Origin of the sequence: Streptomyces sp. NPDC005761, assembly GCF_040630635.1 — a bacterium.
Lineage (GTDB): Bacteria > Actinomycetota > Actinomycetes > Streptomycetales > Streptomycetaceae > Streptomyces.
The window spans coordinates 46,178-68,841 of sequence record NZ_JBEXXX010000010.1 but is presented as its reverse complement, the minus strand read 5'-3'; the positions used below and the strand labels follow the sequence as shown (position 1 = coordinate 68,841).

21 protein-coding genes, 2 pseudogenes and 1 riboswitch are annotated in these 22,664 nt (G+C 70.7%); of the genes and pseudogenes, 11 read left to right on the top strand and 12 right to left on the bottom strand.

Features of this window, described 5'->3' with window-relative positions; translation table 11 throughout:
* Positions 1–12: 12 nt before the first annotated feature.
* Positions 13–873 (bottom strand): helix-turn-helix transcriptional regulator, encoded by an 861-nt coding sequence (locus tag ABZ434_RS12495; RefSeq protein ID WP_359134688.1) that lies wholly within the window; start codon positions 871–873, stop codon positions 13–15.
* 209 nt (positions 874–1,082) lie between these two features.
* Here ABZ434_RS12495 and ABZ434_RS12490 point away from each other — a divergent pair, with 209 nt between their 5' ends.
* Positions 1,083–1,514 (top strand): ATP-binding protein, encoded by a 432-nt coding sequence (locus ABZ434_RS12490; RefSeq protein WP_359134686.1) that lies wholly within the window; start codon positions 1,083–1,085, stop codon positions 1,512–1,514.
* 112 nt (positions 1,515–1,626) lie between these two features.
* Here the strand turns inward: ABZ434_RS12490 and ABZ434_RS12485 are convergent, their stop codons facing one another.
* Positions 1,627–2,544 carry a LysR family transcriptional regulator gene (locus ABZ434_RS12485; RefSeq protein ID WP_359134684.1) on the bottom strand — a complete coding sequence of 306 codons (918 nt, stop codon included), beginning with the start codon at positions 2,542–2,544 and terminating at the stop codon, positions 1,627–1,629.
* A gap of 72 nt (positions 2,545–2,616) precedes the next feature.
* Between ABZ434_RS12485 and ABZ434_RS12480 the strand changes: the two genes are divergently transcribed.
* Positions 2,617–3,264, top strand: a complete 648-nt coding sequence (locus ABZ434_RS12480) for a LysE family translocator (protein ID WP_359134682.1) — start codon at positions 2,617–2,619, stop codon at positions 3,262–3,264.
* Between the two features lie 33 nt (positions 3,265–3,297).
* Here ABZ434_RS12480 and ABZ434_RS12475 read toward each other — a convergent pair whose 3' ends face one another.
* The 3 genes from ABZ434_RS12475 to ABZ434_RS12465 form a co-directional block, all read right to left on the bottom strand.
* A complete protein-coding gene (locus ABZ434_RS12475) occupies positions 3,298–3,771 on the bottom strand; it encodes a C40 family peptidase (RefSeq protein WP_359134680.1) in 474 nt (157 codons plus the stop codon).
* 3 nt (positions 3,772–3,774) lie between these two features.
* A riboswitch (cyclic di-AMP (ydaO/yuaA leader) is annotated at positions 3,775–3,969 on the bottom strand.
* A gap of 304 nt (positions 3,970–4,273) precedes the next feature.
* Positions 4,274–4,582: a hypothetical protein gene (locus tag ABZ434_RS12470; RefSeq protein WP_359134678.1), complete on the bottom strand. Its 309-nt coding sequence runs from the start codon at positions 4,580–4,582 to the stop codon at positions 4,274–4,276.
* Positions 4,583–4,589: 7 nt separating this feature from the next.
* The gene (locus ABZ434_RS12465) at positions 4,590–5,225 is read right to left on the bottom strand and encodes an ATP-dependent Clp protease proteolytic subunit (RefSeq protein WP_359134676.1); all 636 of its coding nucleotides are present in this window, start codon (positions 5,223–5,225) and stop codon (positions 4,590–4,592) included.
* Positions 5,226–5,318: 93 nt separating this feature from the next.
* Here ABZ434_RS12465 and ABZ434_RS12460 point away from each other — a divergent pair, with 93 nt between their 5' ends.
* Positions 5,319–5,603 carry a type II toxin-antitoxin system Phd/YefM family antitoxin gene (locus ABZ434_RS12460; protein WP_359134674.1) on the top strand — a complete coding sequence of 95 codons (285 nt, stop codon included), beginning with the start codon at positions 5,319–5,321 and terminating at the stop codon, positions 5,601–5,603.
* A 62-nt stretch (positions 5,604–5,665) separates the two neighbouring features.
* On the opposite strand, the gene ABZ434_RS12455 is transcribed toward ABZ434_RS12460, so the two are convergent.
* The gene (locus ABZ434_RS12455) at positions 5,666–6,658 is read right to left on the bottom strand and encodes an ABC transporter permease (RefSeq protein WP_359134672.1); all 993 of its coding nucleotides are present in this window, start codon (positions 6,656–6,658) and stop codon (positions 5,666–5,668) included.
* A 108-nt stretch (positions 6,659–6,766) separates the two neighbouring features.
* Between ABZ434_RS12455 and ABZ434_RS12450 the strand changes: the two genes are divergently transcribed.
* The 8 genes from ABZ434_RS12450 (at position 6,767) to ABZ434_RS12415 (ending at position 13,782) form a co-directional block, all read left to right on the top strand.
* Positions 6,767–7,396, top strand: coding sequence for a helix-turn-helix domain-containing protein (locus ABZ434_RS12450; protein ID WP_359134670.1), 630 nt, complete (start codon positions 6,767–6,769; stop codon positions 7,394–7,396).
* Between the two features lie 138 nt (positions 7,397–7,534).
* A complete protein-coding gene (locus ABZ434_RS12445) occupies positions 7,535–7,837 on the top strand; it encodes an urease subunit gamma (RefSeq protein ID WP_359134668.1) in 303 nt (100 codons plus the stop codon).
* A gap of 13 nt (positions 7,838–7,850) precedes the next feature.
* A complete protein-coding gene (locus ABZ434_RS12440) occupies positions 7,851–8,162 on the top strand; it encodes an urease subunit beta (RefSeq protein ID WP_359134666.1) in 312 nt (103 codons plus the stop codon).
* Positions 8,155–9,876 carry an urease subunit alpha gene (locus ABZ434_RS12435; RefSeq protein ID WP_359134664.1) on the top strand — a complete coding sequence of 574 codons (1,722 nt, stop codon included), beginning with the start codon at positions 8,155–8,157 and terminating at the stop codon, positions 9,874–9,876. Before ABZ434_RS12440 ends, ABZ434_RS12435 begins: the two co-directional genes overlap by 8 nt.
* A 13-nt stretch (positions 9,877–9,889) precedes the next feature.
* On the top strand, positions 9,890–10,552 hold the full coding sequence (locus ABZ434_RS12430; RefSeq protein ID WP_359134662.1) for an urease accessory UreF family protein: 663 nt from the start codon (positions 9,890–9,892) through the stop codon (positions 10,550–10,552).
* Between the two features lie 49 nt (positions 10,553–10,601).
* Positions 10,602–11,279: an urease accessory protein UreG gene (gene ureG, locus ABZ434_RS12425; protein ID WP_359134660.1), complete on the top strand. Its 678-nt coding sequence runs from the start codon at positions 10,602–10,604 to the stop codon at positions 11,277–11,279.
* A complete protein-coding gene (locus ABZ434_RS12420; protein WP_359134658.1) occupies positions 11,276–12,049 on the top strand; it encodes an urease accessory protein UreD in 774 nt (257 codons plus the stop codon). The genes ureG and ABZ434_RS12420 overlap by 4 nt, the downstream gene beginning before the upstream one ends.
* Positions 12,050–12,204: 155 nt before the next feature.
* Positions 12,205–13,782: an alpha/beta hydrolase gene (locus ABZ434_RS12415; RefSeq protein ID WP_359134655.1), complete on the top strand. Its 1,578-nt coding sequence runs from the start codon at positions 12,205–12,207 to the stop codon at positions 13,780–13,782.
* Between the two features lie 57 nt (positions 13,783–13,839).
* Here ABZ434_RS12415 and ABZ434_RS12410 read toward each other — a convergent pair whose 3' ends face one another.
* From ABZ434_RS12410 to ABZ434_RS12385, 6 genes and pseudogenes are all read right to left on the bottom strand, one after another.
* Positions 13,840–14,889 carry an NAD-dependent epimerase/dehydratase family protein gene (locus ABZ434_RS12410; RefSeq protein ID WP_359134653.1) on the bottom strand — a complete coding sequence of 350 codons (1,050 nt, stop codon included), beginning with the start codon at positions 14,887–14,889 and terminating at the stop codon, positions 13,840–13,842.
* A 64-nt stretch (positions 14,890–14,953) separates the two neighbouring features.
* The gene (locus tag ABZ434_RS12405; protein WP_359134651.1) at positions 14,954–15,667 is read right to left on the bottom strand and encodes a lysophospholipid acyltransferase family protein; all 714 of its coding nucleotides are present in this window, start codon (positions 15,665–15,667) and stop codon (positions 14,954–14,956) included.
* Positions 15,668–16,022: 355 nt separating this feature from the next.
* The gene (locus ABZ434_RS12400; RefSeq protein ID WP_359134927.1) at positions 16,023–18,077 is read right to left on the bottom strand and encodes a glycoside hydrolase family 6 protein; all 2,055 of its coding nucleotides are present in this window, start codon (positions 18,075–18,077) and stop codon (positions 16,023–16,025) included.
* 288 nt (positions 18,078–18,365) lie between these two features.
* Positions 18,366–19,118: pseudogene (locus tag ABZ434_RS12395) on the bottom strand (cellulose binding domain-containing protein); the annotation flags it as partial.
* A 33-nt stretch (positions 19,119–19,151) separates the two neighbouring features.
* A pseudogene (locus ABZ434_RS12390) lies at positions 19,152–19,844 on the bottom strand (hypothetical protein); the annotation flags it as partial.
* 62 nt (positions 19,845–19,906) lie between these two features.
* Positions 19,907–22,660, bottom strand: coding sequence for a glycoside hydrolase family 48 protein (locus ABZ434_RS12385; protein WP_359134925.1), 2,754 nt, complete (start codon positions 22,658–22,660; stop codon positions 19,907–19,909).
* Positions 22,661–22,664: the final 4 nt, after the last annotated feature.

Here is a 22,664-nt window from a genome sequence, read left to right as displayed (position 1 = left end):
GGCAGTCCAGGGTCACTGACCGTCGCGGTCGATTGCGGCGATCAGGTCCAACGAGTGCTCGGGCGACAGCGCGTGCGCCTGCAGGGTGCGGAAGGCCGAGCTGTACGCCTCAAGGTCTTCTTTCCGCTCCAGGTAGAGGCTACTCGTCAAATGGTCGAGAACGACCACATCCAGATCAGAAGTGTTCGGAAATGAGAAGATAACGAAAGGCCCGGTGAGGCCCACATAGCCGCCGACCGTGAACGGCAGCAACTGGAGCCGGACATGCGGGAGTTGTGCCACCCGGCTGAGATGACGCAGCTGCTCCCGCATGACCCTGCGGCCGCCGACCTCCCGTCGCAGCACCGCCTCGTCCAGCACCGCGCTCAGCCTCAGGGGAGGATCGGTCCGCAGGACCCCCTGCCGCGCCAGCCGCACTTCCACGAGCGAGTCCAGCTGCCCGGTGGGCAGTCCGTCGAGTGAGGCCCGGGTCACCGCGCGGGCGTAGTCGGCGGTCTGCAACAGACCCGGCACCACCGACGTCTCCAGGGTGCGGGCGGTGCGCGCCTGTGACTCCAGGCTGATGAAGTCGCGGTACTGCGGCGGGATGAGACCGCGGTACGCGTGCCACCACCCGGCGCCCCCGCCGCCCGCCGAACCCGCGAGCGCCTCCAGGACCTCGCGCAGTTTCGGGTCGTCCGTGCCGTACGCGTCGAGCAGCCGGGTCACATCGCCGGGCTGTACCCCGCTCACCCCGGTCTCGATCCGGCTGACCTTCGACTGGTGCCAGCCGAGCAGACGAGCCGCGTCCCGGCTCGTGAGTCCCGACGCATGGCGCAGACTCCGCAGCTCCTCCCCGAGCTTGCGGCGTCGCACCGCAGGGCCGTGCCGCATGTGGTGCCTCCCTCCCTCTCCCTGTCGAGCGGACAGTGTGGCGCCCTCACAGGGCATCCGGGGCAGAGTTCACCGCTTCGAGCGACAGATATATGCATATCTTGGTGGATCGCCGTTGCAGAGGGCAGCATCAGTGGCAATCTGGCGCGAAGCACAACCCGGACCATCGATCGCGGGGTCGCTTCCGGGTGGGAGAGGGACGGCTCGCCATGGCAGACCATCAAGAAGCACGTGTCACTCTGCCGAGCGAGCCGGTCTCGGTCTCCGCGGCCCGGCGGTACGTGGCCCAGGTGTTGGCCGAATGGGGGCTGCCCGACGGAGCGGAAACGGGGGACACCGTCCGGCTCATCGTCTCGGAGCTCGCGACCAACGCCGTCCAGCACACCTTCGGTCAGTCGCCCACCTTCACGGTGGACATCCGGCTGGAGCGGGCGGAGCAACTCCGCCTCGGGGTGACGGACAGTCACCCCCGCTGGCCTCAGCGGCTCCCGGCGGCCGTGCAGCAGGACAACGGCCGGGGCATGGTGATCATCCGCTCGCTGGCCAAGGAGTACGGTGGCCGGCTGACCGTCACGCCCACTGCGGACGGCGGAAAGACCGTCTGGATCGCGCTGCCGTGGCACGTGCCCGTGCGGCACTGACGGGTGCCCCACCGCCCGCGCTGTCGCCGCAGCCCACGTGCCTGCCGCTTCCGTCGGCCGCCGCGGCCCTGAAGATCTCCACGGCGCCGACGCGCCGCACCGCACCCGCCGTTCACTGTGACGCCGCGGCCCGCCCGAACCCGCTGCGCAGCAGAGCCCGCAGCGTCGCCGCCGCGGCGCTCGTACGGTCTCCGCGGTGCACGACCGAGATCGTGCGGCGGAACGAGGCCGGCTCCAGCCGGCGGACGGACAGCGGCGTCGGCGACATCGCGGCCACCATCTCGGGAACCACCGCCATTCCGATGCCCGCACTCACCAGGGCGCATACCAGCGCATAGCCGGGAGACTCGCAGACCACCGCGGGCAGCGCCCCCGCCTCGGCGAGTGCGCTCTCCACCCCGCGGCGAGGCGGATGCGTGGGCGCGCTGCTGATCAGGGGCCGTCCTGCGAGCTCTGTCACCGGGAGCCGCCCGCTGCCGTCGGCCAGGACCTGCCCGACGGCCGTGATCAGTACCAGTTCCTCGACCAGGAGCGGCTCGGAGACGACGCCCGGGGGTGGCGCCGTCGCGGCGGCGGGCTCGTAGGCGTGACTCAGGGCCAGGTCCACCTCGCCCGCCGCCACCGCGGCCACCCCGCCCGGCGGCTCGTAGTCGGTGACGGTCAGTTCGACGTCCGGGTGCGCCCGGCGGAACGCGCTCAGCACCGGGGGCAGCAGATGGATGCCCGCCGTGGTGAAGGTGCCGACCCGCAGGCGTCCGCCGGAGAGTCCGGCGAGGCCCGCCAGCTCGTGGCGGGCCTGCTCCATCTCGTCGAGGACGCGCCGTGCGCGTCCGGCGAGAAGCTCGCCCGCTGCCGTCAGCCGGGCACCCCGGTGATGGCGCACCAGCAGGGGCGCGCCCGCCTCCCGCTCCAGCTTGGCGAGCTGCTGGGAGAGCGCCGGCGCGGTGTAGCCCAGGCGGACGGCGGCCCTGGTGATCGAACCGGCCTCGGCGACCGCCACCAGCGCCGCGAGCCGTGTGGGGTCGTACATTAAGCATTCCTTTTGGCAGACCCTGGAGATTGCAAGTACATGCTAAAGGCTGCTGAGGTGCAGGGTGGAGCCATGGACACCCAGCTCACCGCCTTCGTGGGGGTCGCCGCAGCCATGGTCGCCCTGCCCGGCGCCGACTTCACCGTCGTCGTACGCAACGCCCTCGCCTCGCGCAGGGCGGGCGTGGCGACCGCTCTCGGGGTCGCCGGGGGCCTCCTTGTCCACACCGCGCTCGCCGTGGCCGGGCTGGCGGCCGTGCTGGTGGCGATGCCCGCGCTGTTCCGGACTGTCCAGGTCCTGGGCGGCGCGTATGTGCTCTATCTGGGCATCAGCGCCCTGCACGCGGCTCGGCGGCGCGCCGCGCAGGTGGCGGAGCCCGGGCCGGACGAGAAGGACGGCGGGCAGGCAACGATGCGAACCGGGCGCGCACTGCGCCAGGGATTCCTGACCAACGCGCTGAACCCCAAGGCGCCCGTGCTCTTCCTCAGCCTCCTGCCGCAGTTCGTCCCGGCCGGGGCCGCTCCCCTGCCCCGGACGCTGCTGCTCGCCGCGATCGTCGTGCTGATGGCGCTGATCTGGTTCCCGGCGGTGGCGCTCCTGGTGGACCGCCTCGGTCGTTGGCTGCGCCGGCCACGTACCGCCCGCGCAATCGAGGGCGGCAGCGGCGCGGCACTCACCGCACTGGGCCTGGTCCTGGTCTCGGGCCCGCTGCTGCACTGACACGGGCGCACGGTCCGGGACGGGGGAGCGGCTTCAGCGGACCCGTCCGTAGTAGACGCTCTTCGTCCAGATCTTCTCCAGGCGGACCACGGCCCCGGTCTTGGGCGAGTGCCAGATCTTGCCGCTGCCCGCGTAGATGCCCACGTGGTAGATGCTGCGGCCGGAATGGAAGAAGACCAGATCGCCGCGTTGCCGCTTGGAGGACGAGATGTGGCGGGTCTTGTTGTACTGCTGCTGGGCGGTGCGGGGGAGCTTCTTGCCCGCCTTCTTGAACGAGTAGAGAGTCAGCCCGGAACAGTCGAAGCGGCTGGGCCCGGTGGCGCCCCACCGGTACGGTGCGCCCTTCTTCGACGCGGCGATGTTCAGGGCCTTCATCGAATGTGTCGCGGCCTGGGCGTCGGTCACGGCGCCGGGAACGAACAGCGTGCCGCCGACGGCGGCGAGAGTCATCACCGAGGCCGTACCGGCCCGGGCAAGCAGAGACGGGACATGAACCTGCGCAGTCATGCGCAACCCTTCGTCAGCCGCCTGTGAAGGATGACCTGTCGGGTTCGGGCCGGCGAAGTCGCCCGGCCGCAGATGCGGCTTCACCCCGAGGGCCAACCGGAAGTCCGGTCGGCCCGTTGTGCTGGGTCCTCCACTCCTGCCGATCCACTCCTGTCGACCAGGCATCCGGGCAGCGGCAGGATTCGGCGTCCGCCCGGACCGCCCCGCCGCGGTGGCGGGGGCTTGTCGTCCCAGGGATCTTGACTCACCGAGTGCCGGATTTCCGAGGTGAAACGGCCATATGTGAGGCTCATCACGTATGACCCGTTCGGGTGGAGAGGTGACTTTCCGGGAAACTTCCGGAGTCCGTCTGCCGCTGTCGTACCAGCGGTGGAACGGGAGATTTCACCCATCGTCCACTTCGAAAGCGCAAATTGAGTTGTCCCTCGCGCGAGTTAACGTCTACGCCGAACGAGCGAGAAAAATCGGGCCATGCGCCGGGCGTGTCGGCTCGGCGCGCTGCTCAACTCGGCGGGACCGGCGGCACGGTGACCCGGCCTGAGCGCCGTTCGCCGTCGAGGACGCGCAGGGCCCGGGTCAACGTGGCCGCGTGTATCCGGGCTTCACCCCGTTCGTGCATCGATGCCAGCGCGTCCCGCAGTGCGGCCGAATACGAGGCCAGCGCCTGGGCGGCGCGCAGGGCGCCGTACGTGTCGCCGCCGTGGGCCGGGTTGATCCGGCCGACCTGGTCGAGGACTTGCAGATAGCAGTCGATGAACTCGCCCTCCGCACGGGTCAGGGCGGGCAGTGGCGCGAACTCCGGTGGCTGCATCGGGCATTCACCTCGTCCCGTGCGGCGGCAGCGAGAGCCCGCGCCGTCGCACGATGTGGTCGATCAGCCCGTAGTCCTTGGCGCCCTCGGCGTCCAGGACGAGATCGCGCTCGGTGTCGGCCGCGATCTGAGCGGCGGGGCGGCCGGAATGACGGGCCAGCATGTCGTTCAGGGTCTCGCGCATCCGGGTCAGTTCCCGTGCCTCGATCTCCAGGTCGGAGGGCTGCCCCTGTACCGGCTCGGCGAGTTCGGGCTGCCGCACCATCACGCGGGCGCCCGGCAGGGCGTGCCGTCTGCCCGGGGCCCCGGCCGCGAGCAGTACGGCCGCCTCGGCCACCGCCTGGCCGAGGCAGAAGGTCTCCACCTCGCAGGTGAGGAACGCCATCGTGTCGTAGACGGCGGTCATGGCGCCGAAAGACCCGCCGGGGGAGTTGATGTAGAGCGAGACGGGCCGGTCGGGAGCGTCGTGTTCCAGGTACATCAACTGCGCGACCAGGTCGTTGGCGGCCGTGTCGTCGACGGGTGTCCCGAGGAACACGACCCGTTCGGCCAGCAGTTTGGAGTAGGGGTCGAGTGTGCGGGTCCCCTGGGACGTGCGCTCCGTGAACTCGGGCAGTACGTGGCGGGCGGCGGGTCGGTGCATGGCGGGGCCTCTCCTCCGTGCGCGGGCCGGGAAGGCACCCGCGCGTACTTCTGTAAAAAATGTACAGGACGTACAGAAGGTTATGATGGGAGCATGGCCTACGAGATTCCGGTGACGCAAGCCCGAGCTGAGCTCGCCGAACTGATCAACCGAGTCGTCTACGGCGGCGAGCGCGTGGTCGTGACGCGGCATGGCAAGCCGCTCGTGGCGCTCGTATCCGCCGCTGACCTGGAGCGACTTGAGGACGAGGAGGCGGCGGAGCGGGAGCAGGTGATCAGCTCGGTCTCCTCGATCGGCTCCTCGGCGTCCGCTCCGGGCGAACGGCGCCGCTTCGGGATCGCCGCGGAGCACCGGGGTCCGCAGGGCCCGGGCGACTGACCGGACGCGCAGGGCCGTTGGCCCCGGCCGGGAGGCGGCGCACGGTCTCCGCGGCGAGGCGATCAGCCGGCCGGCGCGGGCTGTCGTGAGCGTGCGGCCGCAGGAGTGTCCGGTGTACGGGGGCGGCGCCGGCCGCCGATGATCACCGCGGCCAGGCCGAGTGCGGCCCACAGGGCCAGGGTCAGGCCGGCGCCGCCCGCCGCGCGCCCGTCGAAGAACGCGACGGAGCGCAGCAGCGAGCCTCCCGCGCCCGGCGGCAGCCACTGGCCGATCGCCCCGATGGGCCGGGGGAGCAGTTCGGGCGCACTGGCGACGCCTGAGAACGGGTTGCCCACGACCACCATGAGCAGTGCCCCGAGACCGACACCTGCCGGTCCGATCAGTGCGGCGAGCCCTGCCACGGCCGCGCCGATGGCCAGCACCGTGAGGCCGAGTGCCCCTGCCTCGCTCCACCAGTCACCGGTGATCACCCCGAGCCAGCTGTCGGTGAGCGCGGCGGCGATGATCCCCACCAGAGTGGCTACCCCGAGCAGTGCCGTGGCCGCGCGTCCACCGCGCAGCCGCAGCAGCGTCACGGCCGAACCGGTAGCCACGCCCGCGATCGCCAGGGGCAGGATGCTCGCGCCGAGTACGCTGCCCCGCGGATCGGTGGCCGGTGCCGCCACCACGTCCGTGACCGGGACCGCGGTGCCCGTGGGGGCCGATGCGGTAACCGCTTCGTGCAACAGCTGGGCGACCACGGGACCGGCGGCGGAAGCGGTGAGCAGTTCGAGGCCCCTCGGTGTGACGACGACCGCGCCGTATACGGACCGGTCCCGGATCGCGGCGCCGGCGGCGGCCTCGGAGTCGAACCGGTGGACATCGAAGGCCCCGTCGCGCTGTTCCAGCTGGTGCTGGAGATGGTCGGCCCCCGGTGCGGTACCGGTGACGCCGACGGGCAGATCGCGGGGCGCCGTGCGGGCCGAGGGCCAGGCGAAGGCCCAGAGCGCGAGCGCCACCACCACGGGGACCAGCAGGACGACCGCCACCAAACGGCGGTTCGGGGCAGCGGACATGAAGAGCACCTCGATTTAAAGAGAAGGATCGTTCGTTTTACGTGCGCCGCCACTGTTCCCGCCGGGATCACGCTTGTCAAGAAGGAACGTTCGTTTTAAATTGGGGACATGGCCCGTGTATCCCAGGAACACCTCGACGCCCGCCGCAGGCAGATCCTCGACGGCGCGGCACGGTGCTTCGCCCGCGACGGTTTCCACGCCACCTCGATGCAGGACGTGCTCAGGGAGGTCGGTCTGTCGGCCGGGGCGGTGTACCGCTACTTCAGCGGCAAGGAGGACCTGATCGCCGCCATCGCGAGCGAGGCGGTCGGAAGCGTCAGGCGGGCGTTCGAGTGTGCCGCCCGGGTCGGCCCGCCGCCCACTCCCGATGTGCTGATCGGCCGAGTGGTGCGCACCCTGTTCGGCGACGACGCGGGCGGGAGGGGCGGGCTGGACCGGCGGGCGTATGCCGGGCTGATCGTGCAGGTGTGGGCGGAGACGTTGCGCAGCGAGCGCCTGGCGGCCACGCTCGGTGAGGCGTACGAGGGGCTGCGGGTCTCCTGGGCGGAGTTGGTGGGGGTCTACCGCGTGAACGGCGTATTCGCCGCCGACGTGCCGGACGAGCACATGGCCCGCACGCTGATCGCCACCGCCCAGGGCTTCATCACTCAACTCGCCATGTTCGGCGACGCGGGACCGGAGTTCCTCGAGAACGGCCTGCGCGGGCTGATGTCCATGGATCTGCAAAAGGTCAGTTAACGTGCCGGAAAAATTTCGGCTCTAACGTGCAATACCTCGCCGTGCGACACCGGCTCGACCCTCAACAGGCTGTTGAAGGCGGCTAGTGTCTCGCTGCGCCCAGGGCCGGTACTGGGTGGACAACTGTGAGGTGGACGCGTGCAACTGACCCCGCACGAGCAGGAGCGCCTGCTCATTCACGTAGCCGCGGACGTGGCCGAGAGGCGCCGCGCGCGAGGGCTGAGGCTCAATCACCCCGAGGCCGTCGCCCTCATCACCTCCCACCTGCTGGAGGGGGCGCGCGACGGCCGTACGGTCTCCGAACTCATGGCGTCCGGCCGCAAGGTGCTCACCCGTGACGACGTCATGGACGGCGTGGCGGAGATGATCCACGACGTGCAGGTCGAGGCGACCTTCCCCGACGGCACCAAGCTCGTCACCGTCCACGAACCGATCGTCTGACGGGGCGCCGCCGATGATTCCGGGAGAGATCCTGTACGCGGAGGGACCCGTCGAGCTCAACGCCGGCCGGCCCGTCGCCCGCCTCACCGTTCTCAATGCGGCCGACCGGCCGGTCCAGGTCGGTTCGCACTACCACTTCGCCGAGGCCAACCCCGGTCTCGTGTTCGACCGCACGGCCGCCCGCGGACTACGGCTGAACATCGCCGCCGGCACCGCCGTCCGGTTCGAACCCGGCATCCCCGTCGACATCGAACTCGTACCCCTGGCCGGACGGCGCATCGTCCCGGGCCTGCGCGGCGAGACCGGAGGGCCCCTCGATGGCTGAGCTCCACCGCGCCGTGTACGCCGACCTGTTCGGCCCCACCACCGGCGACCGGATCCGTCTCGCCGACACAGATCTGCTCGTGGAGATCGAGGAGGACCGCTGCGGCGGACCCGGACTCGCCGGCGACGAAGCGGTGTTCGGCGGCGGCAAGGTGATCCGTGAGTCCATGGGGCAGGCGCGCACCACCCGTGCCGAAGGCGCACCGGACACCGTGATCACCGGCGCAGTCGTCATCGACCACTGGGGCATCGTCAAGGCGGATATCGGCATCCGGGACGGCCGGATCACCGGGATCGGCAAGGCGGGGAACCCGGACACGATGGACGGCGTCCATCCGGACCTCGTCATCGGCCCCGAGACCGAAATCATCTCCGGCAACGGGAAGTTCCTCACCGCGGGCGCCATCGACGCCCATGTGCACTTCATCTCGCCGACCCTCGTCGACCAGGCGCTCTCCAGTGGCATCACGACCCTGGTCGGCGGCGGCACCGGGCCGGCCGAGGGCACCAAGGCCACCACGGTCACCCCGGGCCCCTGGCACCTGGCCCGGATGTTCGAGGCGCTGGAGGCGTACCCGGTCAACATCGGGCTGCTCGGCAAGGGCAACACGATGTCCCGTGACGCCATGCACTCCCAGCTGCGAGGAGGAGCACTCGGGTTCAAGATCCACGAGGACTGGGGTGCGACACCCGCCGTCATCGACGCCTGTCTGAGCGTCTGCGAGGAGACGGGGGCCCAGCTCGCCATCCACACCGACACGCTCAACGAGGCGGGATTCGTCGCCGGCACGCTGGCCGCCATCGCAGGCCGCACCATTCACGCCTACCACACCGAGGGTGCGGGCGGCGGGCACGCCCCCGACATCATCGGTGTCGTCTCGGAGCCGTACGTCCTGCCGAGCTCCACCAACCCGACCCGGCCGCACACCGTCAACACCATCGAGGAACACCTCGACATGCTGATGGTCTGTCACCACCTCAACCCTGCCGTGCCGGAGGACCTGGCGTTCGCGGAGTCGCGGATCCGGCCCTCGACCATCGCGGCCGAGGACATCCTGCACGACCTCGGAGCCATCTCGATCATCTCCTCGGACTCACAGGCCATGGGACGCATCGGTGAGGTCGTCCTGCGCACCTGGCAGACCGCCCATGTGATGAAGAAGCGCCGCGGCGCGTTGCCGGGCGACGGGCGGGCCGACAACCGCCGAGTCCGTCGCTATGTCGCCAAATACACCATCAACCCGGCGGTGGCCCAGGGACTCGACCGGGAGATCGGCTCCGTGGAGACCGGCAAACTCGCCGACCTGGTCCTGTGGGAGCCGGCCTTCTTCGGCGTCAAGCCGCAGACCGTCATCAAGGGCGGCCAGATCGCGTACGCACAGATGGGCGACGCCAACGCCTCCATCCCCACCCCGCAACCCGTCCTGCCGCGACCCATGTTCGGTGCGGTCGGCCGGGCCCCGGCCGGCAACTCCTTCAACTTCGTGTCGGGCGCGGCGATCGAGGACGGACTGCCGGAACGGCTCGGACTCGGCAAACGCTTCGTACCGATCACCGGCACGCGGGGCCTGACCAAGGCCGACATGAAGGAGAACGACGCGCTGCCCCGGGTCGAAGTCGACCCGGACAGCTTCGCGGTCACGATCGACGGCGAACCGGTCGAACCGGCACCCGCGGCCGAACTGCCCATGGCTCAGCGCTATTTCCTCTTCTGAGAACGGACGCCGGATGCACCGTGCCGCCCTGCTCGTGCTGGCCGACGGCAGGTTCCCCGCCGGTGGCCATGCCCACTCCGGCGGTGCCGAAGCCGCCGTCGTGGCCGGACGCATCCGCAACGCCGACGACCTCGCCGCCTTCTGCCGTGGCCGTCTGCACACGACCGGGCTCACCGCCGCGGCGCTCGCCGCGGCGGCCGCCCACGGGCACGACCCGCTGGCCCTGGACGAGGCCGCCGACGCCCGTACGCCCTCACCGGCCCTGCGGGCGGTCGCCCGCAAGCTGGGCCGGCAGCTCATGCGAGCAGCCCGCGCGACCTGGCCCGGCGAGGAACTCGACGCACTCGCCCTGGCCCGGCCGCGCGGCGCCCACCAGCCGGTCGTACTCGGCCTGACCGCGCGCGCGGCGGGACTCGGACCCGAGGACGCCGCACACTGTGCCGCGTACGAGACGGTCAGCGGACCGGCCACTGCCGTGGTCCGGCTGCTCTCCCTCAACCCGTTCGACGCCACCGCCGTCCTTGCCCGACTGGCCCCCGAACTCGACCACGTCGCCGAACGGGCCGCCGCCGCCGCGCCCGGCCCCGTCGGCGAACTGCCCGCCGCTTCGGCACCGTTGCTCGACATCGCCGCCGAGGCCCACGCCGGACGGCCGGTCCGGCTCTTCGCCTCATGACCCCGGTGCACCGAACCGCACCCCGTCCCACGCGCACAGGAGCCACATCATGCACCTCGACCACGCCCACTCCGGTCCGGCCGCCGTCGGCGCCGACGCCGCACGCCCCGACGGCACCCGGCGCGCGCTGCGCATCGGCCTCGGGGGACCGGTCGGATCAGGGAAGACCGCGACCGTGGCCGCACTCTGCCGCACCCTGCGTGACCAGCTCTCCCTGGCCGTCGTCACCAATGACATCTACACCCGTGAGGACGCGGCGTTCCTGCTGCGCAACGCGGTGCTGCCGCCCGAGCGGATCCAGGCGGTCGAGACCGGCGCCTGCCCGCACACCGCCATCCGCGACGACATTTCCGCCAACCTCGAAGCCGTCGAGGACCTGGAGGACACCGTGGGCCCGCTCGACCTCATCCTCGTGGAATCCGGTGGTGACAACCTCACGGCCACCTTCTCCAAAGGGCTCGTGGACGCGCAGATCTTCATCATCGACGTGGCGGGCGGCGACGACATCCCCCGCAAGGGCGGCCCCGGCGTCACCACGTCGGACCTGCTGGTGATCAACAAGACCGACCTGGCGCCGTACGTCGGTTCCGACCTCGGCCGGATGGCCCGCGACGCCGCACAGCAGCGCGGCGAGCTGCCCGTCGCCTTCACCTCGCTCACCTCGGGCGAAGGCGTCGGCCCGGTCGCCGACTGGGTGCGGGGGCAGCTCGCCTCCTGGACCGCGTGAGCGTTCACGCCACCGCCCGCATCACCGCCGTACGCGACGGGCGCGGCCGCACCACGCTCCCCGTCCTGGAGAGCGACGGGCCGCTCGCCCTGCGCCGGACGAGAGCCGTCCGCCCCGGGGCCGCACGCGTCACCGTCGTGGGCGCGATGAGCGCCCCGCTCGGTGGTGACCGGCTCGCCATCGAGGCACGGGCCGGGCAGGAGACCCGGCTCACCGTCGACTCGGCGGCGGCCACCGTCGCCCTGCCCGGGACCGGGCCCGGAGCGGCGCCGGCCCGCTACGACATCACGCTTCGGGTGGAGGAGGGGGCCGAGCTCAACTGGCTTCCCGAACAGCTCATCTCGGCACACGGCAGCGAACTCCGTCTGACCACCACCGCCGAACTCGCGCCCACCGCACGCCTGATGCTGCGCGAGGAGCAGATCCTCGGTCGGCACGGCGAGATCACCGGCACCCTGCTGAGCAGGCTCACCGTCCGCCGCGCCGGACGCCCGCTCCTCGATCAGCAGATGGGGTACGGGCCGGGCGCGCCCGGCGGCTGGGACGGCCCGGCCGTGCTCGGCGGTCACCGCGCTGTCGGACAACTACTCGTCGTGGACCCGGGCTTCGCGGACAAAGGCCCGGACGCCCGGCTGCTGGGAGCCACCGCGGTGCTCACCCGGCTCGCGGGCCCCGCTGTCCTGGTGACCGCGCTCGCCCCGGACGCGCGGGAGCTGCGCACCGTGCTCGACCGGGCAGCGGTCGAACTGACGCCCCACGCGAGCGGCTGAACACCGCTGGCAGGACTCCGGTGTCCGGTTATCGATTCGGTAAAGAAGTGTGTGTGCGATCTGTTCTCAGGCGCCTCACAGGAGACAGGATCCGCGGGAGGTTCCTACTGAACTGCGCCGCACCCAAAGGCGCTTCACCATGGGGGAGGTTCCACTTGAGACGCACAGCAGCGTTCGGCTCGGCCGGCGCTCTGATCACGGGCACGCTCATAGCGGGGGCGATAGCCGCACCGGCTGCCACTGCCGACGGCCGCCACCACAACGGCTCCGAGGCGCGCGGCGTCCAGCTGGCCGCGGCACGGGCGGCCAGGGCGGGCATCGACTGGGCGGACTGCCCGGCCGACTGGGCCATCTCCGCGCCGATCCAGTGCGGATGGGTCACCGTCCCGCTCGACTACGCGAGGCCCGACGGCAAGCAGATCAAGATAGCCGTCGACCGGCACGTCAGCACCGGAACCAGCAGCGAGCGCCAGGGCGCCCTGATCTACAACCCGGGCGGCCCCGGCGGCTCCGGTATGGCATTCCCCAAGCGCATCGTCACGAAGAACCCGCTGTGGGCGAACACGGCGAAGGCCTACGACTTCGTCGGCTTCGACCCCCGCGGCGTCGGCCATTCGGCGCCGATCTCGTGCATCGACCCGCAGGAGTTCGTCAAGGCGCCGAAGGCCGACCCGGTGCCCGACTCCGAGGCCGACAAGCGCGCCCAGCGCAAGCTCGCCGCCGAGTACGCGGACGGCTGCGCCGAACGCAGCGGCGACATGCTGCCGCACATGACCACCCCCAACACCGCACGCGACCTGGACGTCATCCGCGCCGCGCTCGGTGAGAAGAAGCTCAACTACCTGGGCGTCTCCTACGGCACCTACCTGGGCGCGGTCTACGGCACCCTCTTCCCGTCCCACGTCCGCCGCATGGTCGTCGACAGCGTCGTCAACCCGGCCAAGGACAACATCTGGTACCAGGCCAACCTCAATCAGGACATCGCCTTCCAGAAGCGCTGGGACGACTGGAAGGCCTGGGTCGCCGCCAACGACGCGGCCTTCCACATCGGCGACACGCCCCAGAAGGTCGAGCAGGAGTGGCTGAAGCTGCGCGCGGCCGCGAAGAAGAGCCCGATCGGTGGCGTCCTCGGTCCCGCCGAGCTCATCGGCTTCTTCCAGAGCGCGCCGTACTACGACTCCGCCTGGGCGCCCACCGCCCGGACCTGGAGCGCCTACCGGGCCGGTGACACCCAGGCGCTGCTCGACGCCGCCGCCCCCGACCTGTCGGACACGGCGGGCAACATCCGGTCCGAGAACAGCAACGCCGTGTACACCGCGGTCGAGTGCGCCGACGCCAAGTGGCCCACCGACTGGCGGACATGGGACCGGGACAACACCCGGCTGCACAAGGACCACCCGTTCATGACCTGGGCCAACGCCTGGATGAACCTGCCGTGCGCGACCTGGGGTGCCAAGCAGCAGACCCCGCTGAACGTCCGCACCGGCAAGGGCCTGCCCCCGGTCCTGATCGTGCAGTCCACGCGTGACGCCGCCACTCCGTACGAGGGCGCCGTCGAACTGCACAAGCGCTTCAGGAACTCGCGCCTCATCACCGAGGCGGGCGCCGGATCGCACGGCGTCACCGGGCTGGTCAATCCCTGCATCAACGAGCGGGTGGACAGCTACCTGCTCACCGGGAAGACCGACCGGCGCGATGTGACGTGCACGCCGCACGCCACCCCCATGCCGTGACCCGCGGGTGAAGGACGGGCCGCCGGTACATCACCGGCGGCCCGTCCCCGCTCCGGCTCACCGCTCCTGGTCGTGGTGTGCCAGCCAGGCGTCCTCCGCGGCATAGTCGAAGAGCTGGATGCCGTAGGCCCGCACCATCTCCGGATAGGCTTCCGTCCAGTCGCGGCCCGCGAGTTGCCCGGCGATCCACTCGACCGTCTCCGGCAGCGACTCCGCATAGCCCGTCACCGGCCGGTACCCGAGCTCCCGCTCCGCGGCGCTCATGTCGTAGACGACGGGGTGCGGGATGCTCCAGGGCGTGTCGCCCACGCCCTGCGGAGTCGGGCTGCCCGGTATCAGCACGGTCTGCGAGCTGTGCCCCAGCACCGCGTCCACCGCCGCGCCGATCTCCGCGACCGTCGGTGCCTGCGGATCGGCGGCGTTGAGCACCCGCGAGCCCGGCCGCAGCGCGGCGAGCCGGATCAGCTCCGCCACATTGGCACAGTGGACGGGGTGGAAGCGCGAACTTCCCCCGTACGCCAGCACCCGTCGCGCGCGGCCGTCCAGGACCCGCTTCACGAAGTAGAGCTCCCGGGGCGAGCGGCAGTGGGGGCCGTGCACCGCGCCCGCCCGCAGCAGGGTGACCGGCAGCGAGTCACCCGCGGCCAGCAGATCGCGCTCCAGCCGGACCTTGCGCGTCGCGTACGTGGCCCCGCCCGGCTCGACCGTGGCCTGCGACTCCGGAACCGGCACCGGGTAACGGGGCGCCCCGTCCGGCTCACCCTGCGTATCGAAACTCCGGCCGTGCTCGTCCGCGTACACCGCACCGCTGGAGACGACCACCGCGGAGCCGACCCGGCCCGCGAGCGCTGTCAGCTGCCGGGCGTGCTGCTCCCCGTACGCCGCCATGTCCACGAGCACGTCACAGCCGCCGCCGATCGCCGCCGCGAGCGCGCCGTCCTCGTCGCGGTCCAGTGCCGCCGTCCGGACGCCGGCGTCCCAGCTCCCGTCGCGTCCGCCGCCGCGGGAGGCCGCGGTGACCTCCCATCCGTCTTTGACGAGCGAGCGCACCGCGGCCCGCCCGATCTGGCCCGTCGCTCCCAGCACCCATGCGTGTCCCTTGCTCATGCTCCGCACGTCAGGGTCCGTGAGGCATGCGGACCAGCGGGGTTCACCGACCGCGAATCCGCTGTCAGCGTCGCCGCTTCGGGAACTTCCCCGCACTGTCGGGCTGTTCGGCGGCCTTCACCTTGGCCGCGTACTCGTCGACGTACTCCTGACCGGAGAGACCGAGGATCGCGTACATGATCTCGTCCGTGACCGCCCGGATCGCCGCCTTCTCGTTCTCCAGACCCGCGTAGCGGGAGAAGTCCAGCGGCTCGCCGAAGCGGATGGTGACCTGCTTGATGCGCGGAACGACCTTCCCGGGCGGCTGGATCTCGAACGTACCGACCATCGCGCACGGCACGACCGGCACCTGTGCCCGGATGGCCATCACCGCCACACCCACCTTGCCCTTGTACAGCCGCCCGTCGTGCGAGCGGGTGCCCTCCGGGTAGATGCCCAGCAGCTCACCTCTGCTCAGCACCCCGAGCCCCTCGCGGATCGCCGCCTGCCCCGCTTCCTTGCCCGACCGGTCCACCGGGATCTGGCCGATGCTGTGGAAGAAGGCCGCGGTCAGGCGTCCCTTCACGCCGGGTCCGGTGAAGTACTCCGCCTTCGCCAGGAAGGTGATCCGTCGCTTGATGATCGCGGGCATCAGGAAGTGGTCCGAGAAGGACAGGTGGTTGCCGGCGATGATCGCCGCACCGTCCGCCGGAATGTGCTCCATGCCCTTGATGACAGGACGGAAGAACAGCCGCAGCAGCGGCCCCAGGACGACGTACTTGAGCACGTAATAGAACACGGGCGGCTCCAAGCTCTGCCGGATCGGCTCCGGGGCGGCGTTCTCCCAGGTCGGCGGATTTCTCCAGCACAGCCTAGGGCCGGTCGGCGCGTCATGTAACCGTCTGCGAGCGGCGCGACGTGATGTCGTACGCGGCGGGTGCGGACCACCGGCCCGATGTCACGGGCCGAGGGCGCTCTTTCCGGGCTGTCGCGTTCGGGGACGGTACGGGGGCCTGGTCCAGGTCTTCGCGACGAGAGAGGCGGACATGACACCGCCCCCTGCCGGCTTTCCGGCAGGGGGCAGGTCCGTAGGGGTACCCCGGGTCCGGTCTCCGTCACCGTGTCAGGACGGGGACGGAGACCGGACGGCGGAGTCAGGGCGCGGTGCCCCAGGCGAGCGTGCCGGTGATGTACAGGCCGACCTTCGACGCGTCGGTGTAGCTCGTCACGGTCGAACGGCTGTAGTCGTCCGCCTCGTTGAAGTTGGACCAGTCGCTCTTGTTCAGCCGCAGCTGCATCTCACCCGTGGAGGCGCCCGCCGCCAGGGTGCCGCTGCCGAAGCCGACCTCCAGGTAGTGGCTGGCACCGGCTGCCGAACCGGCGGACTTCACGCTGTGGGTCAGCGTGCCGCAGCCGATGACCGCCCAGTCGCACGAGGTGCCGAAGGTGGAGGCCCCGGCCTCGGGCGTGAACCAGTAGCGAAGCTTGACCGTGGACAGGTCCACCGCGGTGCTGCCGGTGTTGACCAGCTGCAGACCCATCCGGATCTGGTTGTCGGTCGCCGAGGAGTCGGTGTTCTTGTACTGGACCTTCAGCGAGCCCGTTCCGGTGCCGCCGCCCGCGGACGTGGTGACGGACAGGGCGGAGGAGGCCGCCGAGACGTTGCCGGCCGCGTCCTTGGCCTTGACCGTGTAGCTGTAGGCCGTCGACGCCGACAGACCCGAGTCCGTGTACGAGGTGGTGGTGGAGGAGCCCACCTTCACACCGCCGCGGAAGACGTCGTAGCCGGTCACGGCGGTGTTGTCGGTCGACGCCGTCCAGGACAGCGAGACGCTGCTGCTCGTCTTGGCCGTCGAGGTCACACCGGTCGGCGCGGTCGGCGCCTGGGTGTCGTTGCCGCCGCCGGGGTTGCCGCCGCCGTCGATCGGCGGGTAGGCGTTGCGCACGAGCTCCTGGAACTGCGCGGAGAACCAGTGACCCGCGAGCGGGGAGTTCGCCAGCGCGCCCGTCATGCTGTTGCCGTTACGGCCGTTGCCCTCGTACGTCGGGTCGCACATCCGGTCGAAACCCTTGCCCTCGTCGTTCTCGACGGGGGCGCTGTTGCCGTCCGACTCGCCCGGGGGCTTGGCCCACACGTACGCGTCGATTCCGGCCTCGGGGGCTGCGGTGGGACGCTCGCCGATGCCGGCGCCGCTCTGGTTGCACCAGTTCCCGGCATGGATCCGACGGTCGACCCGGCCGCCGTTCACGTAGGCGTCCACACTGGTCAGCGGGCCTGCGGAGGTGGGCCGCGCGGAGCCGCCCCAGCCGTTGCGGGCCGTGTCGATCAGCATGCCGATGTTGGAGTTGAAGCCCTGGGACACCAGCAGGGTGCGCAGCGCCTGGGCGAACGTCAGTTCATCGGTGTAGTAGTTCCAGTCGACCCACTTCGACTGGCGCACCGTGGTGCCGTTCACCGAGTCGGTGATCTTGAAGTTCGGCTCCTTGAGAGCCGAGTAGTTGGCCGTGTTCACGATGAAGCCGGCCACGTCGTTGACCGTGGCGCCTTCGGAGGTGGCGGCCTTCTTGAACTCCGTGGCGGCCGGACCCATGTTGCTGTCCCAGCCGAGCCATCCGTGGTGGGCGGCGTCGATGTAGTTGTAGACGTTGGGAATGGCGCCGAGGGTGTGCAGGGCGTAGCCGACACCCTTCTCGTAGTTCCCGTTCGCCTTCATCACCGCGCAGGCGTCCGTGGAACCGGCGGTGCCGCCCGCGTTGGTGACGATGTTGGGCAGCGAGTCCGGCTCGATGATGGTGACGATGCGCAGGCTCGCGTACGCCGGGTCGGCAAGGATCTCGGAAATCGGATCGATGTACTCGTTCTTGTAGCGGTCGAGCTCCGTGGGACCGAGCTCACCGTTGGACGCCAGTGCGGCACAGTCGCGTCCCGGCAGGTCGTAGATGACGACCTGGAACAGGTTCGCTCCCTGGTCCAGAGCGGTGTCGAGGTGCTCGCGCAGGCTCATCGCGGAGGCCGAGCCACCGATGGCCGCGATGCGGTCCATCCAGACGAAGGCCGGCGTGTCGGCGATCGCGGCGCCACCCGGTTCGGCCGCCGCCTTGGCGGACCAGTCGGGGTTCACATATGCCGTGGCGCCCACGTAGGGGTTGTCGACCCGCGCGGCTGCCGACGCGGGGGTGGGTATGGCCACCATCAGCGCTGCGCCCATGGCCAGGGCGGAGACTGCGGCCAGCCTCCGGTTCAGCCCTTGCATGATCGTGCCTCTGCTACTCATTGCGGCTCCGTGCTCCTCTCGTACGCCTGCGGAAGCTCCCCGCAGACGGGTTGTGGGGGTGTTGCCGGGGGCCGGGGCCCCCTCGGGCCGCCGCCGGCGTGGACGGCGAGCCGTGGTGCGTCCGTGAGGACGGGGGTGGTTCCCCGATGGCGGGCACAGCGGGGTGAGTGGAAAGCCCGCCATCGGGAGTGGGTGGGTGACCGGCTGCCGTTCAGCCGCCGGTCACGGGGCGGTGCCCGCGGACAGGGTGCCGTTGACGTACACCCCGACCTTCGAGGCGTCGGCGAAGGCCGTGTTGGCGGCCCTGCTGTAGTCGTCGGTCTCGTCGAAGGAGGACCAGTCGGCCTTGTTGAACCGGAGCTGCATCTCTCCGGTGGAGGCACCGGGGGCCAGGGTGCCGCCCGTGAAGCCGGCCTCCAGGTAGTGGTCCGCTCCCGGCCTCGCCGAACCGGCCGGCACCACGCGGTGGGTGACCGTTCCGCAGCCGATCACCGCGTAGTCGCACGAGGTGCCGTACGAGGCCGAGCCGGCCTCGCCGCTGAACCAGTAGCGCAGGGTGACCTTGCTCAGGTCCACCGCCGTCGTGCCGGTGTTGACCAGCCGGAGGCCGGGCCTGATCTGGTTGTCGCCGGGCGATGCGTCGTTGTTCTTGTACTGCACCTTGAGCGCGCCGGTGCTTCCGCCGCCTCCTGGCGCGGTGGTGGCGCTGACCGCCGCGGAGGCCGCGGAGGTGTTCCCGGCCGCGTCCCTGGCCCGCACGGTGTAGCTGTGCGTGGACGAAGCGGCGAGAGACGTGTCCGTGAAGGAGGCGGATGCGGTGGAGCCCGCCTTCACCCCGTCGCGGTAGACGTCGTAGCCGCTGACCCCGGTGTCGTCCGTCGCCGGGTTCCAGGACAGGGAGACCGAAGTGTCGGTCGTCCCGGTCACGGCCACGCCGGCCGGTACCGAAGGCGCCTGGGTGTCGTCCCCGCCGCCACCGGACTCCGTGCTCGCCTCGAAGGAGAACCCGTTCATCCCGAGCCCCTGACCGCCCTGCCAGATCTCGAACCCGGCCTCGGCGTCGATGAGGTAATGCGCCGGGTTGATCGAGCCGCGGCCCACACCGTCGTCGATCAGGTCCTTCACATCGAAGTCGGCGAGCTCGGTTGCGCCGCCCTGCAGGACGTACGAGATCACCTTCCAGCCCGAGGCACCGGGACCGGTCCACACGTCCCAGTTCCGGCCGTCGAGCTGCACCGTCGCGGTGCGTGACCCGATCGGCTGGACTCCGCCGCGGTGGTTCATCCAGATCATCACCTCGGTGCCGTCAGGCTGGTCGTCGGTGACCGGCGCCGAGTTGAACCAGATGTCCATCGACACGTTGTACGCGCCGGAGCCGACCTGGGTGGTCGACCAGTCGGTGCGTACGCTGCCCAGCTCGTCCACCCGCAGCGGCAGCCCGCTGTCCGTCGTGCACGCCCCCCAGTGACAGCCCTTGTAACTGGAGGGGTACGTCGCCGGGGCACCGTTCGTCGGCAGGGAGAACGAGGACTTGGTGACGCTCCAGGCTCCCGTGTCCGGGTCGACACTGACGCACTGTTCGGCCTCGGAGTTCCACTCGTTCTGCTGGTAGAGGTACTCCCCGCCCTGCAGCTCGGTGGTGCCCCACTGGGTGCAGTCGGTGACCGGCGCCGCCGATGCGGCGGGGGCGCCGGTGAGCATCGACGCGGCGGCGAGCACGAGGGCGGCGGCCGCCCCCGCCAGCGCCGGGAACCTCTCACCGGTCACGGCTCGACCCCCCAGGCGAGGGCCCCGGCGACGTAGGCCCCGACCTTGGAGCTGTCGGCGTACGCGGTGTTGGTGGCCCGGCTGTAGTCGTTGGCTTCGTTGAAGTTGGACCAGTCGCTCTTGTTGAGCCGCAGCTGGAGCTCACCCGTCGACGCGCCCGCGGCCAGCGTGCCGGCACCGCCGGTGAATCCGACCTCGAGATAGCGGTCCGCACCCGTCTTCGGGCTGGAGACGGCGACCACGGAGTGCGTGATGTTGGACGAGCCGAGCGCGGCGTAGTCGCAGTACGTACCGAAGGTGCTCGGCCCCCCGTCGGCGGTGAACCAGTAACGCAGCTTGACCGTCGACAGGTCGATCGGGGCGCTTCCCGTGTTCAGTATCTGCAGACCGAGCCTGATCTGGTTGTCGGTGGCGGAGGAGTCGGTGTTCTTGTACTGGACCTTCACCGCGCCGGTCCCCGTCGAGCCGCCCGTCTTCGTGGTGGCGGTGACCGCGGCCGACAGCGCCGAGGTGTTGCCGCCGGCGTCCCGTGCCGCCACCGTGTAGCTGTACTGGGTCACCGCGGCGAGGCCCGTGTCGGTGAACGTCCGGGTGGTGGCGTTCCCCGCCAGCACCCCGTTGCGGTACACGTCGTAGCCGGTCACGGCGACGTTGTCGGTGGAGGCCGACCAGGAGAGCGACACGCTGTTGCTCGTCGTCGCCGTCACGGTCAGACCGGCCGGAGCCGTCGGCGGCTCGGTGTCCCCGCCCGGCTCGCCGCCGCCCTCCACCAGCAGCTCCGCGTAGATCGCGAAGGCCAGTGCGAGCGCGGCCTGCGCCCAGAAGCGGTGGTACGTGAAGGTGGGGGCCGCGCCGCCGTCGAGGTAGGCCTGCACCTTCGGCCAGTCCGGGTCGTCCTTGTACCAGCTGCGGATGTCGATGAAGGTCGAACCCGGCTCGATCGTGTCGCCGTTCGGCATCGTGCCCGACCAGCCGGCCGGGATGTACACCTCGTCGTTGAAGCGGTTGTAGTCCTTCCTGGTCTCCGGCACGGAGATGCCCTTGTCCGTGGCGTTCAGCGACATCGCGTCCAGCAGCGCCTTGGCCAGCGCCGCCGCGTCCTCGTCACCCGACTTGGCGGCGTAGTAGATGAGCGTCTTGACGTACGCGGCGCCCACACCGACGTCGTTGGCGTAGTCCACGACCGTGACGTGCAGACCCGCGTTGGCCCCGGGGGAAGCGGCGTTCCAGGTGTCCGGCTGCCCCGTCCAGTTGAGCGTGGAGGGGAAGCGGAAGCTGCCGTCGGCACCCACCGTCGTCTCGGACGAGGCCCAGGCGACCCACTTGGACAGCACCGCCTCGGCGGCCGCGTTGCCCGTCTCGTGGTAGTACGCGGCGAGCCGCTCCATGCCCCAGGCCTGGAAACCGAACCAGTTGTTGCTCGGCGGGTCGTGGTAGACCGGCTGCCAGTCGTAGGCCATCCCGTAGAAGGTGGGTGTGCCGGCCGGCGGCTTGCTGTAGCTGCCGTCCCAGCTGTTGGTGCACCCGCCCGCGAAGGCGCCCTCGCTCGACTGCAGCCAGGTCAGGAACTCCAGCTGCCGGGTCAGGCTCTTGGACCAGTCGCCCCTGGCCGTGGCGGACTTGGGGGTCAGCGCCGGCACGTTGGACAGGGCCCAGGCCGCCAGCGGGTTCTGGTAGCCCTGGTGGGAGGCGCCGTCGCCGATGCGCCAGGCCCAGCCGCCGCCGCTGCCCGCCGCCGCTCCGCCCCAGGCGTAGTACCAGGACAGGAGGTAGTGCTGCGAGTCCCGGCCCGTCGCGGCCGGGCAGGAGGCGGGGTCGGTGCAGTCGCCGACCCGCTTGAAGTACTTGTCGAACATGGCGTAGCGGAGGTAGTCGCCCATCTTGGCGGCCTTCGCGACCGAGGCCGAGACCTCGCTCGCCTTACCCTGGGCGGAGGCCCAGCGGTACGCCCAGTAGGCAGCCTGCACCGCGCGGGCGTCGGCGTCCGGCGCGTTGGTGTACTTCCACTGCTTGGCGTAACTGGCGTCATCGACGAACAGGTCGAGGTACCCGTTGGGGCCCCCGTACTTGAAGAGGTCGGTGGTGGGCTGCGGGACGGTCTCCCACACCGACTCCTGTGCACCGCGCTGGTAGGTGTTGATGTAGGAGGCCCCGGCGCCCGGCCCCGACTCGCCGCCCGTGCCCGGCTTGTTGCCGTAGCCGTAGACGTTGTCCAGGTCCATCAGCCAGTGCATGCCGTAGACGTCCATCGTCCCGTAGGACGAGGCGAGTTCGGTGGCGAGCGGGTCGGTTCCGACCTTGACGGCGGGGTTCAGGGCGGAGGGGTAGCCGCTGGGAAGCGCGTGCTCCGGGGCGTAGGTGGCGGGGGCGGACGGGTTGTAGGAGTCGGCGGTCGACTGGTCGGTGTGCTGCGGGATGATGGTCTTCTCGGCCACCGCCCAGGCCGCGTTGAAGGGCGCCCAGTCACCGGTCACCCGTCCGTACGCGGCCTCCAGCCACATCCAGAAGCTGACGGCCTCCGACGTGGTCTGGTGGCCGTGGTCGGGAGCCTCCACCATCAGGGTCTCGACCGAGTGGTACGGCAGGCCGTCCGGGCTGAAGTAGCCGTTGGCGGACGCCTTGATCTTGCCGTACTGGGTGAGGAAGGCCTGGGTGTAGGGGTCATCCGCGGCGGCCGCGCGGCCGGCGGTGCCGGCGGCGGACGCGGGCTTGGCGACGGCGGTGCCCTGCACCAGGCCCGCTGCCAGCAGGCTG